The following is an 11749-nucleotide window of genomic DNA, read 5'->3' as shown; positions in this document are numbered from 1 at the left end:
TAATGTGGTAAAATAAAGATACTTTTAGTTAAGTATCTTTTTTCATATTCTACTTTTTGGAGGGCTATAATGGCAATAACAATTAAAAACGAACAGCAAATTAGAAAAATTACTAAAAGTTGTCAAATCTTGGCAGAAGTTAAACAAATTATTTGAGACTTTATAAGACCAGGGGTTTCTTTAAAAGACATTGATCAATTAGCTTTTAAAGAAATTATTAAAAGGGGAGCTAAACCAGCTTTCTTAGGTTTATATGGCTTTCCTGCAACAGCTTGTATATCTGTTAATCATGAATTGATCCATGGAATTCCATCAAATTATAAAGTTAAGGATGGAGACTTAGTTAGTGTTGACCTAGGTTGTCTATGAGAAGGTTATAATAGCGATAGTGCATTTACTAAACCAGTTGGTAATGTAACAGAAACTGATTTAAAACTAATTGAAGTAGCCAAAGGTGCTTTTGAAGCTGGCTTAAAAGCCATTAAAAAAGGCGCTCGGGTTGGCGATATTTCAGCAGCTATCGGTCAATATATTAAAAAGAACAATTTATATACACCAGAAGAATTTTCAGGCCATGGCATTGGTTTAGAATTACATGAAGATCCGTATGTACCTAATGATGGTAAAAAAAACACTGGGCCCTTACTTAAAGATGGCATGGTAATTTGTATTGAACCAATGATAACCCAAAGTAAAGGAATTAAGATTCTTGCAGATGGGTGAACTGTAGTTAGCATAGATGGCAAAAACACAGCGCACTATGAACATACAGTTTTAATTAAAGACGGTAAAGGAATTGTTCTTACGAAAGGAATTTAATTTGGCAAAAGATGCAATAAAATTTAAAGCTACTGTTAAAGAGGCGCATACAACAGATTTATATACTGTTGAGCTGGAAGATAACGGGGCAATTATTAAAGCTCATATTTCAGGTAAAATGAGGGTACACCACATAAGAATTTTACCTGGTGATACTGTGGATGTAGAATTAAGCCCATATGATTTAACTCAGGGCAGAATTGTCTACCGTCACAAATAAATTAAGGAGTATAAATGAAAGTTAGAGCAAGTGTAAAAAGAATGTGCAAAGACTGTAAAATGATCAAAAGAAAAGGTGTAAACCGGGTAATTTGTGTGCAGCCTAAACACAAACAAAGACAAGGTTAAGAAGGGAGTATATTATGGCTAGAATTTTAAACGTCGAAATTCCAAATAATAAACGTATTGTTATCTCTTTAACATACATTTATGGTATTGGAAAATCATTAGCACAAGAAATTTGCAAAAAAGCAAACATTAATGAAAATTCAAGAGTTCATGATTTAACTGAAGAAGAATTATCAAGAATTCGTGAAGAAGCAAAAGCTTACTTAACCGAAGGTGATTTACGTAGAGAAACAACTTTAAATATTAAACGTTTAATGGAAATTAAGTGTTACCGTGGAATTAGACACCGTAAAGGGTTACCAGTACGTGGGCAATCAACTCAAAAGAATGCTCGTACACGTAAAGGGCCTAGAAAAACTGTTGCAGGAAAGAAAGGTAAATAATAATGGCTCGTAAAACTAAGAAAAAAAATATAGTTAATGGTGTGGCACACATCCACTCATCAAACCAAAATACTATTGTTACATTTGCAGATGAAAAAGGTAATGTTATTGCTTGGAGTTCATCAGGAGCTATAGGTTACAAAGGAACTAAAAAGAAAACCCCTTATGCAGCAGGCTTAGCAGCAGCAGCAGCAGCTGAAGCTGCTAAAGAACACGGTATGAAATCAGTTAAAGTTGAGTTAAAAGGACTAGGAGCAGGTAAAGATGCTGCTAGAAAACAAATCGAAGTATCAGGGATTACAATTACTGAAATTAAAGATGTTACACCAATTCCGCATAACGGTACAAGACCACCAAAACGTATCTTAAAACGTGAACGTGCTCGTAAATAACTAATAACCATTTAAGGAATCAAATATGAAGAAATTTCAACCTTTATCATACAAAGAAAAATTTGAATATAAAGAATTAAATAGAAACGAAGTAACATTTACTTTATCAGGGTTAGAAAGAGGATTTGGTAATACTTTAGGTGTTGCTCTGCGTAGAGTAATTTTATCAAATATTACTAACTTGGCACCTTTCTGTGTTCGGATTGCTGGAGTTCAACATGAATTTAGCACTATTGATGGTGTTATTCAAGATGTTCCATCAATCATTATGAACCTGCGTAAGGTACGTTTTACTTATGACCCTGAATATGTTTCTGATGATGAAATTATAAAAGTTAGTTTACGTTCTTTAGAACCAGGTAAATTAACTGCACAATCAATTGAAATTAACCATCCTGGAATTAGAGTTGTTGATGAAAGTGTTTTTGTTGCTGAAACAAGCAAAGAAGCTGTTTTAAATATTGAAATGTATTTAAGAGTTGGTCGTGGCTTTATGTCATTTTCTGAAAACAAAAACTATATTCTTGATGCAGAAGTTAAAGATAAATTAGCAACTTTATCTGATATTAGTGTTCGAAATCAAGCAGAATTTATCGCAGTTGATTCAGACTTTTCACCAGTTTTAAAAGCATGATATTCTACTAAAGAACTGAACTCTTCTTCACCGAAAATTGAAGAAGAATTACAATTCTCGGTCATTACAGATGGAACTATTAATGCTAAAGAAGTGATTGCTCAAGGTTCAAAAATCTTAATTGGAATGTTCCAAGTTATTGGTGATGTTGAAAATATGCAAGAAATTAAGATTTTTGATGAAGCAGTGAAAGAAGAAGCACAACCAGTTAGTGATGATTTAGATATTACACAATTAGGTTTATCAGTTCGTTCGCTGAATGCCCTTAAGAAAATTGGTAAAAGAAAAATAAGTCAAGTTGCTTTGTTAACTATTGAACAACTTGAAGGTACTAAGAATTTAGGTCGTAAATCAATTGACGAAATTGTAGAAAAACTTAGAGAACATGGTTATGAATTAGCACAAGGAGAGGAAGAAGAATAATATGGCAAATCCTACACAAATCTATTCACGTGATACAAAATGAAGAACTGGTGTAATGCGTTCACTTGTTAGTGAACTTTATGCAAACGGAACAATCATTACTACTTTAACAAGAGCTAAAGAAGTAAGAAGACATGCAGAAAAAATGATTCAAAAAGCAAAAAACCCTACATTAGCAAACCGTCGTATGGTTGCTGGATACTTACGTAAACTTACTGTAAATACCAAAGGTGAAGAAAAAGAACTTTTAAAATATTTATTTGACACTATTGCACCAAAATACAAAGATAGAAATGGTGGATACACCAGAATTATCAGATTACCTCGTCGTCAAGGTGATAGCACACGTATGGCAATTATCGAACTTGTTTAATTAATCTAACCTTTAATAATAATTTTATTGATCTTCATATTCAAGGCACTGCCTTGAATATTTTTTTATTAATTTTAGTAAATTAATATTATTGTTGGGGTTTTATTGCAACAAACTGGAGGAGAAATTTCACTTTCTTTATATTAATAAGAAGCAGAAGCCAAGGATAATGAAATAAATAAAACTTTAAGAAAATATATTTAAATATTAGATAACAAGGATTCACAAATACAAAGTTTGCTACAAACATCAATAAATGTTGAAGCAAAATCTTTATCCGTTTGTCAAAACAAAAATATATTCATTAATAATAATACTGATTAAATTACTTTTATCATATTATATGATCACAATAAATTATTTCTTCAGCTGTATTTAAAGTAAATAAGTTGCATTTAATTATACTTTAGAGTATTTTTTTAGAAGATTCCTAAATATAAAAAAATGATATATTCTTCGTTTTAAGAAGTGGTTTTACTTTAAAATAATTTCAATAGCATTTTTTTGCATATAATAGTATATTATTAGAGAATATTTTTGTAATTTATTTATTAATTGGAAATGTCACATGCAAGATTTTTTGCATGTGACATTGTTTTTGTCTGCCTTGTAATAAAATAGTTGTATTAATAATTTTTCAAAAAATAAAGGAGACCTTAAAATTATATGAAAAATTTAGAAAAATATATTTGTGTTTTTGACAAATATCGAAAAGAAAATAAATATCAACATTTTAAAATTGAAGAGAATTACAACACTATCTTGAAAATGCAAGGAGCTCTTGAGTCGCATCGAAAATTACGAGCAAACCAAATCGATCTAGAGCAACTTTATAATATTTTACAAGAACTTTCTGAAGGCTTCTCAATCCAAGAAGTAGCCAAGATTTTTGATAGAGACATTCGAAGTATAAAAAGTAAAATCGAAATTATTACAAATCGCAAACCACTTAGTTTAGATAAACAAAATCGCTATGTTTGTCCTAAGTGTTCAAAAAGAGTAATGCGGGTTAAAACCCTTAATTTTACCAAGCTATACGAACATTTATTAGGCTATTCATTTTCGAGACTCTTTTTTGTAAGTGATACAATTAAAGACAAATGAAAGGCCTACAGAAAGTATTGGTATAGTGAGCTTAATACATACAATAAAAATAGAAATAAAAAGAATTTGCAGCAAAAAGAAGTTAAGAAATCAGTTACCTATCTTGTGAATTCTTTTAAAAAATTATCCCCTGATGAATTCGCTCCTTCGCCTAGTACAATTTACAAAATAATTAAAAAATACCCTTATTTCCTTGATTTTGACCATATTGTTAAAAAATCTGAAGGCAAATATGGCATAAGGAACAAGAAACAAACCAAACCTAAAACATTAAAATATGCTACAGAAATTTCAAAACGTCCAGCTTATATTAATGATCGCTTGGAACATGGTCATTTTGAATTAGACACCGTTATTGGTAAAATCAATGATACATATTGTATTGTGACGATAATTGAACGGCAAACCAGAATGTCTTATGCTATGCTCTCAAAACGCAACTCCAAAGCTATCAAACAAACTCTTCTCAAACTAATCAAGAAACATAACTTAGACATTAAAACTTTAACTGTTGATAATGGTAGTGAAAATGTCTTATTGCACCAGGTTATTCCAACTGAAAGATTATTTAAATGCCAACCATATAGTTCATGACAAAAAGGTTCAATAGAAAATATGCACCGCTTAATTAGGTATTACATTCCCAAAGGAAAAAGCTTAGATAAATACTCTCAGCAAGAAATTGATTATATGATGGAAAAAATAAATAACTATCGACAAGTTGTCCGGAAATATAAGATAACCTAAAATTTTTTTTAATCCCCCGCCTTTGATTGCAATCAAAAGGGCCTTACTTTTTGCAAAAGTAAGCAAAACCGACGAGAAAACACTGCCGTGTTTTCTGTTTTCGCATACATTTTTTATGTAAAATTTATGTTAAAATTAAAACGCAATTATTTTGTTAATATCTCGCAAGTGACTTTTCCAAAAAACATTTGTAATTTATTGTTGTTTTTTTATAACTTATGTTAAAATTAATAATGTAATAACCTGCAACTAACTTACAAAAAACATAATTAAAAAATATAAAAAAATATTTACGTTTTTTAAGAACTATTGTATAATTATAAAGCCTAAAAATAACGGAGAAGTAGCTCAGCTTGGTAGAGCACTACATTTGGGCTGTAGTGGTCGCAGGTTCAAATCCTGTCTTCTTCACCATTTATGGGGGGTTAGCTCATTTGGCTAGAGCGCCTGCCTTGCACGCAGGAGGTGGTGGGTTCGAATCCCATACTCTCCACCATATATGGCACTGTAGCTCAGTTGGTTAGAGCATCCGGTTCATACCCGGAAGGTCAAGAGTTCAACTCTCTTCGGTGCTACCATAAATATTAATTCAATTTTGGACCTATAGCTCAACGGTTAGAGCAACCGGCTCATAACCGGTCGGTTACAGGTTCGAATCCTGTTAGGTCCACCAAAAATAATGGGTGATTACCCAAGTCTGGCTGAAGGGACTAGTCTTGAAAACTAGCAGGGGCTTCACGGCCCGCGGGGGTTCAAATCCCTCATCACCCGCCACCATTATTTTATTTATATATCGCGGAGTGGAGCAGTTTGGTAGCTCGCCGGGCTCATAACCCGGAGGTCATAGGTTCGAGTCCTGTCTCCGCAACCATAAGGTCCAGTGGTAAAGTGGTTAATACGCCTCCCTGTCACGGAGGAGAACGCGGGTTCGATCCCCGTCTGGACCGCCATTTTTGGCCCTGTAGCTCAGTTGGTAGAGCAACAGATTGAAGCTCTGTGTGTCGCTGGTTCGATTCCTGCCGGGGCCACCAAAAAAATCAAAATTTCATTAGTATTTAAATATTTTTCTGCTATAATATTAATGAATTAATAATGCGGGTGTAGTTTAATGGCAGAACTTCAGCCTTCCAAGCTGACTATGAGGGTTCGATTCCCTTCACCCGCTCCATTTCATGTGTGACCATCTTTTTCAAACCGTAATAACGGCTTGTTTTTATATTTTTTGCTTTTATAAAATAAATAAATGTGTAAAATAATAAGAATATTTGGAGGTTTTATGGGTATTTTTAGCAACTTAATTAAGAAAAAAAAGAAAGCAATAACTATCACAAAAGTATTCCCTATTTTTGAAGGTAAAATTAAATCTCTTGCAGATGTATCGCATTACAACTATGATTATCATAGTCTTGGTGAAGGTTTTGCAATTGAATTTAGCAATTCATTGCAATATATAATTATTAAAGCACCTATATCAGGAGTTTTAGATTTAATTTTTCCATCATTAAATTCCTATGTTTTAAAAACTAAGGAAGACGTTAAGGTACTTGTTAGTTTAGGGATTGAATCTTTAAGCCTGCCGGAAGCTTTTGAAAGCTTAGTTGAAGAAGGTAAAGAAGTGCGCGAAGGTGATGCATTAGTTAAAGTGGATTTAAATAAATTGCGAGATAAAGGCATTAACACAGATGCAATTGTTTTAGTATTACCCGAAAGTAATGCAACTCAAGTTGAATATGACGATTTCATGGCAGGAGCAATTGTTGATCCCAAACAAGCAATTATAAGTATCTATAAATAATTTGGTTTAAGATTAAAATCTGCTATAATTAAAATGCATCATTAGCTCAGTTGGCAGAGCAGCTGGCTCTTAACCAGCGGGTCGCAGGTTCAAGCCCTGTATGATGTACCATATCGTATTATATGACCAAAATTAAAAAAACCATTTAAAAGGTTTATTTATGCACTATTAGCTCAGTTGGCAGAGCATTTGACTCGTAATCAAAAGGTCGCAGGTTCAAGCCCTGTATAGTGCACCAAAAATATTTTTTTGATATAAATTTTTCATATTAAAAATATAAATCCTATAATTTTCTAGCTGTAAAGCTAGTTTTTTAATAAAAAAAGCTTAATACTAATTATTAAGCTTTTTAATTTTTATTTAGCTATTTTTTTAGCTATAAATTCTTCAACATCTTTTGCTTCTTTTTCTTTACCAATATATTTGAATAATTCAATATTATGAACTAAAAATTCAGAGATGTTTTGTGCTTCTTGTTCACTTGCATAAAATGCAATTTTGTCTTTGTATTTTTCTTTTGCTGCTTGTGAATCTAAAGTGAAGTTAGTAAGCATTTTTGATCTTAAGTAATTTATGGCTGTAGTTTTTTCAGCTGTTGCATTAATTTCATCATCAATAGCTTTTTCAGAAGTTTTTAGCAATGAAATATATTCACGTTTTTTAATTCCGAATTGTTCAAGGTTTTTATTAAACTCATTTTTAAGTTTATTGATTTCTTGTTCATAAAAGATTTTGTTTAGTTTTATTTTAGATTGTTTATAAGCTTCAAAAGCTAATTCTTCAACATATTTCGTTAAGTTTTGAGATAAACCTTCAAGGTTTAATTTGAGTTCAGTAAGTTTTTGAAAGTCTTTTAAGTTTTTAACATTTTTATTACCAAGTTTTTCAAAAATACTATCATCAAGACCTAAGGTACTTTGTCTTAGGATTTTGTGAATTTTAACTTTAAATACAGCATCTTTTCCAGCATATTCTTTAACAAAATAAGTTTTAGGGAATTGGACATTTACTTCACCCTCATAACCTGCTTTTTTATTTAATAATTGTTCTTCAAAACCTTTAATAAATGAATTTGAACCTAATTCTAATTCATAGTGAGTTGCTTCACCACCTTCAAAGGCTACATCATCAATAAATCCTTTAAAATCTAAATCAACAGTATCTCGTAATTGTGTTTTAGCATTTTTATCTGTAACTTCAGTTTTTGATGTTAAATGGCTGGTAAAATGTGTAATATCATCTTTAACCATTTCTTTTGTTACTTTAGGTAATTCTAGTTTTGCAGCAACTTTCGCAAAGTTAACATCATCAAATGATGGAATTACTGGTAAATGTACTTCAAGATGCAATTCCTTTTCATTTGATTCTTTACCAATACTTAATCCTAAAATATATTTAAGAACTTGTAATTTTTTATCACTTAAGTACTTAGTTAAATCTGTTCACTTTGAATTAACATATTCTCTAATAATTTGATCTTGCACTGCAAGCATATCAACTCTTTGTAATAATTTTTCCTTTGGTGCTTTCCCTGGTCTATAACCTGGAACTTTGATTGTTTTTACAGCAATATCTAGAGATTTTTGTAATTTTAAATCAAAATCTTTACGGTCTCAATTTAAGGTTACTAAAACTTCGTTTTTTTCTGCATTAAATTTATGTTTAAACATTGTTTCTCCATTTCTCCTTATTGTTTAAAATGTATAATATTATAAGTATATTTTTATATTTTACACTATTATTAATATTAATTAATAAACTTATTAATATTTTTAGGATTTAATTTACCAGATAAAATTCCAATAATTAATTTAAAGACTACAGTATCTAATTTATAAGCGCCTATTATTTCAACTAAAACAATGGCCGCTTCCTTACCCTCAATAGTTCCTTTAAATAATTTATTAGCTTCTAATAACCCATGCTCCGCAATGGCTTTTCCGTAAGAGAAATTACGGCTTTTTTGGGAGAAGCATGTAAGGATTGTATCGCCTATGGTTGAATAATTTAAGATTGCTTTATATTTCTTTTGCCTAGCAATTGTTTTATAAATCTCGAGCATTTCCATTAATCCGCTAGTTAAAAAAGCAGCATGTGTATTATGTGAGTCATTTAAGGCATGCAAAATTCCGCAACCTATCGCTAAAACATTCTTCAAAGAAGCAAATAATTCGGCAGCAAAATGATCTTCAAAAACTACTAATTTAAAATATTTATTATTAAACTGTTCGCTTAAATATTTAGCATAAGCAGGGCTAGGACTAATTACATTGACAATTGTGTTTGAGCCACTAAATAACTCAGGAGCAAATGAAGGTCCTAGAATTGTTGCAAAATTAGCTAAATTATCTTTCATTTTTTCCTGGATAAAACTTGAAAAAAACATTTTTGTAGTTTTTTCAAATCCCTTAGCTAAATTAATTAAATTAAACTTTTGTTTTGGTCTCAAATTTTGCAATTGTTCTAGCACGTTTGCAATCGCAAACGAAGGAACTGCTAAAACTAATGAATCACAATCATCAATCAATTCTTCTAATGAATCAGTTGCTCGAATCAACTCAGGATACTTAAAAGTTTGATCTTTAAAATATTTTGTATTTAATCCTCGATTAATATCATTAATTTCATTATTATCAATACCATACATTAAGACAGGTATGCGATTGTTTACTAAAACATTTGCAATTGCTGAGCCATAGGCTCCTGTTCCAATAAAACCAAATTTATACTTTTTATTCATAATTAAATATTATATATTAAAGATTAATAAAACCCTTTTAATAAATGAAGGACAATATCATTTATTAAAAGGGTTATTATTGGCAGGAGTAGCAGGATTCGAACCCACAACACACGGGGTTGAAGCCCGTTGTTCTACCGTTGAACTATACTCCTATTTGTTGTCTAAAATATTATACCTTAAAAATAAAAAATAAAAAATAAATTTGTTTTTTTAAAAAAGTGTGTATAATTAATAAGCAATTCCGGGGGGATAGCAAAGCGGCCAAATGCGGGTGGCTGTAACCCACTTTCTTAGGATTCGGGGGTTCGAATCCCTCTCCCCCCACCATTATTGCCCCATAGCCAAGCGGTAAGGCATCGGGTTTTGGTTCCGACATGCGTTAGTTCGAATCTAACTGGGGCAGCCATATCATCGCTTAAAAAGCGGTGTTTTTTTATATTTTTTTATAATTATATTATAATTAAAGTATATGAAAAGCCAAAAAGAACTTAAGAAGATAACCCCAATGGAACAAGATTTTGCCAGATGATACACAGATGTTGTCAAAAATGGTAATTTAATTGCTTATGGTCCAACCAAGGGTTCATTAATTTTCAAACCTAATTCATATGGGATTTGAGAATTAATTCAAGAAAACTTAAATAAATTATTTAAAAAGAAAGGAATTCAAAACGTATATTTACCGCTTTTAATACCTGAAAGTTTGTTCAATTTAGAAAAAGAACATATTGCTGGTTTTAATCCTGAGTTAGCAACAGTTACACATGTTGGCGAAAAAGAACTTAGTGAAAAACTATTTATCAGACCGACTTCAGAAGTATTATTCGCCGATTTATTTAAAAACTCAATTAAATCGTATAATGATTTGCCATTGGTATATAACCAATGGGCAAACGTTGTGCGGTGAGAAAAAACCACCAACCCATTTTTGCGTTCGCGTGAATTCTTATGACAAGAAGGGCATTCTTGTCATTCAGAAGCAATGGAAGCTAGAATTTTAGTTCGTGAAATGATTAAGTTATATGCTAAATTCTTAAAAAAATATTTAGCCATTCCAACTATTTTAGGTAAAAAAACTCATAAAGAGAAGTTTGCTGGTGCTTTAAGTACTTACACCATTGAAGCAATGATGAAAGATGGGAAGGCATTGCAATCTGGAACTAGCCATTATTTAGCTCAAAATTTTGCAAAAGCTTATAAAATTAGTTTTAAAAATAAAGAAAACCAAGAAAACTTTGTTTATCAAACTTCGTGAGGAATGACCACTCGTTTAATTGGTGCATTGATTATGACTCATGGCGATAATCGGGGAATTATTATTCCACCACGGGTTGCTCCTGTGCAAGTAGATGTTTTAGAATTATTTGCGGCTAAAGATCCAAAAGTATCTGAAGTTGCAAAGAAATTAAGTATAGATTTAGGAAGATTGTATAGAGTTAACTTAGATTCTTCAAATAAAAACCCAGGCTTCAAAGCATCTAATAGTGAAATTCAAGGTGTCCCATTACGTGTTGAAATTGGTCCAAGGGACCTTGAACAAAATAAAGTGCAATTAATCAGAAGAGATACTTTACAAAAAGAATTAGTTGACCTTGCAGATGTTAAGAAGCGTGTTGGTGTTTTATTAGAAGAGATTCAAGAAAATTTATATCTTGAAGCCAAAAAACGTTTGGAGGATAAAACCAAACATGTTGATAATTATGAAGACTTCAAAAAAGAAATTGCTGCTCAAAACTTTGTAGTTGCACCATTTTGTTGTTCTGATACAGTTGAAGAACTGATTAAAGAAGAAACTGGAGCTAGTGCTCGTTGTATTTTGTTAAAAAAACAAGTTATGGAGAAGAAAAGTCTCAAAAATTGTATTAATCCTGAGTGTGACAAAGCAACCCGTAGATACGTTGTTTTTGCTAAATCATACTAATTTTTAAAAATTCCCCGGGAAAAACTGGCCATTTTTCCTTTTTCAGTTTTTTTGGCAAGATTTATTT

At 31.3% G+C, this 11749-nt stretch carries 12 protein-coding genes and 14 tRNA genes; 23 read left to right on the top strand and 3 right to left on the bottom strand.

Features of this window, described 5'->3' with window-relative positions; translation table 4 throughout:
- The first annotated feature begins 69 nt into the window (after positions 1 to 69).
- The 20 genes from map to AC0B4N_RS04040 all read left to right on the top strand — a co-directional run bounded on the left by map (position 70) and on the right by AC0B4N_RS04040 (position 7256).
- Positions 70 to 819, top strand: coding sequence for a type I methionyl aminopeptidase (map, locus tag AC0B4N_RS04135; protein ID WP_465102556.1), 750 nt, complete (start codon positions 70 to 72; stop codon positions 817 to 819).
- Between the two features lies 1 nt (position 820).
- The gene (gene infA, locus AC0B4N_RS04130) at positions 821 to 1039 is read left to right on the top strand and encodes a translation initiation factor IF-1 (RefSeq protein ID WP_465101212.1); all 219 of its coding nucleotides are present in this window, start codon (positions 821 to 823) and stop codon (positions 1037 to 1039) included.
- A 14-nt stretch (positions 1040 to 1053) separates the two neighbouring features.
- Positions 1054 to 1167, top strand: a complete 114-nt coding sequence (rpmJ, locus tag AC0B4N_RS04125) for a 50S ribosomal protein L36 (protein ID WP_004794374.1) — start codon at positions 1054 to 1056, stop codon at positions 1165 to 1167.
- Between the two features lie 14 nt (positions 1168 to 1181).
- Positions 1182 to 1550, top strand: a complete 369-nt coding sequence (rpsM, locus tag AC0B4N_RS04120) for a 30S ribosomal protein S13 (RefSeq protein WP_465101213.1) — start codon at positions 1182 to 1184, stop codon at positions 1548 to 1550.
- 2 nt (positions 1551 to 1552) lie between these two features.
- Positions 1553 to 1942: a 30S ribosomal protein S11 gene (rpsK, locus tag AC0B4N_RS04115; RefSeq protein ID WP_465101214.1), complete on the top strand. Its 390-nt coding sequence runs from the start codon at positions 1553 to 1555 to the stop codon at positions 1940 to 1942.
- Positions 1943 to 1967: 25 nt separating this feature from the next.
- A complete protein-coding gene (locus tag AC0B4N_RS04110) occupies positions 1968 to 2999 on the top strand; it encodes a DNA-directed RNA polymerase subunit alpha (RefSeq protein WP_465102555.1) in 1032 nt (343 codons plus the stop codon).
- Between the two features lies 1 nt (position 3000).
- Positions 3001 to 3372, top strand: a complete 372-nt coding sequence (rplQ, locus tag AC0B4N_RS04105; protein WP_465101216.1) for a 50S ribosomal protein L17 — start codon at positions 3001 to 3003, stop codon at positions 3370 to 3372.
- 666 nt (positions 3373 to 4038) lie between these two features.
- The gene (locus tag AC0B4N_RS04100) at positions 4039 to 5223 is read left to right on the top strand and encodes an IS30 family transposase (protein WP_465102554.1); all 1185 of its coding nucleotides are present in this window, start codon (positions 4039 to 4041) and stop codon (positions 5221 to 5223) included.
- 337 nt (positions 5224 to 5560) lie between these two features.
- Positions 5561 to 5637: transfer RNA gene (locus AC0B4N_RS04095), tRNA-Pro, on the top strand.
- Positions 5638 to 5642: 5 nt separating this feature from the next.
- Positions 5643 to 5719: transfer RNA gene (locus AC0B4N_RS04090), tRNA-Ala, on the top strand.
- Positions 5720 to 5724: 5 nt separating this feature from the next.
- A tRNA-Met gene (locus AC0B4N_RS04085) sits at positions 5725 to 5801 on the top strand.
- 19 nt (positions 5802 to 5820) lie between these two features.
- Positions 5821 to 5896 (top strand) — tRNA-Ile (locus tag AC0B4N_RS04080).
- Between the two features lie 8 nt (positions 5897 to 5904).
- Positions 5905 to 5997, top strand: a tRNA-Ser gene (locus AC0B4N_RS04075).
- A gap of 20 nt (positions 5998 to 6017) precedes the next feature.
- Positions 6018 to 6094: transfer RNA gene (locus AC0B4N_RS04070), tRNA-Met, on the top strand.
- Positions 6095 to 6097: 3 nt separating this feature from the next.
- Positions 6098 to 6173: transfer RNA gene (locus tag AC0B4N_RS04065), tRNA-Asp, on the top strand.
- A 5-nt stretch (positions 6174 to 6178) separates the two neighbouring features.
- Positions 6179 to 6254, top strand: a tRNA-Phe gene (locus AC0B4N_RS04060).
- Between the two features lie 63 nt (positions 6255 to 6317).
- Positions 6318 to 6391: transfer RNA gene (locus AC0B4N_RS04055), tRNA-Gly, on the top strand.
- Positions 6392 to 6499: 108 nt separating this feature from the next.
- Positions 6500 to 7018 carry a PTS glucose transporter subunit IIA gene (locus AC0B4N_RS04050; RefSeq protein ID WP_465102553.1) on the top strand — a complete coding sequence of 173 codons (519 nt, stop codon included), beginning with the start codon at positions 6500 to 6502 and terminating at the stop codon, positions 7016 to 7018.
- 35 nt (positions 7019 to 7053) lie between these two features.
- A tRNA-Lys gene (locus AC0B4N_RS04045) sits at positions 7054 to 7129 on the top strand.
- Positions 7130 to 7180: 51 nt separating this feature from the next.
- A tRNA-Thr gene (locus AC0B4N_RS04040) sits at positions 7181 to 7256 on the top strand.
- 118 nt (positions 7257 to 7374) lie between these two features.
- Here AC0B4N_RS04040 and tig read toward each other — a convergent pair.
- From tig to AC0B4N_RS04025, 3 genes are all read right to left on the bottom strand, one after another.
- Positions 7375 to 8688: a trigger factor gene (tig, locus tag AC0B4N_RS04035; RefSeq protein ID WP_465102552.1), complete on the bottom strand. Its 1314-nt coding sequence runs from the start codon at positions 8686 to 8688 to the stop codon at positions 7375 to 7377.
- Positions 8689 to 8765: 77 nt separating this feature from the next.
- Entirely contained in the window at positions 8766 to 9758 is a 993-nt protein-coding gene (locus AC0B4N_RS04030; RefSeq protein ID WP_465102551.1) for an NAD(P)H-dependent glycerol-3-phosphate dehydrogenase, read from the bottom strand.
- 80 nt (positions 9759 to 9838) lie between these two features.
- Positions 9839 to 9913: transfer RNA gene (locus tag AC0B4N_RS04025), tRNA-Trp, on the bottom strand.
- Positions 9914 to 10004: 91 nt separating this feature from the next.
- Here AC0B4N_RS04025 and AC0B4N_RS04020 point away from each other — a divergent pair.
- The 3 genes from AC0B4N_RS04020 to proS all read left to right on the top strand — a co-directional run bounded on the left by AC0B4N_RS04020 (position 10005) and on the right by proS (position 11682).
- A tRNA-Tyr gene (locus AC0B4N_RS04020) sits at positions 10005 to 10088 on the top strand.
- A 4-nt stretch (positions 10089 to 10092) separates the two neighbouring features.
- A tRNA-Gln gene (locus AC0B4N_RS04015) sits at positions 10093 to 10167 on the top strand.
- 63 nt (positions 10168 to 10230) lie between these two features.
- Complete coding sequence (gene proS, locus AC0B4N_RS04010) at positions 10231 to 11682, top strand: proline--tRNA ligase (RefSeq protein ID WP_465102550.1); 1452 nt, start codon at positions 10231 to 10233, stop codon at positions 11680 to 11682.
- Positions 11683 to 11749: the final 67 nt, after the last annotated feature.

Source organism: Mycoplasma sp. 13536, from assembly GCF_055523495.1.
This window is presented reverse-complemented; position numbering and strand designations above follow the sequence as displayed.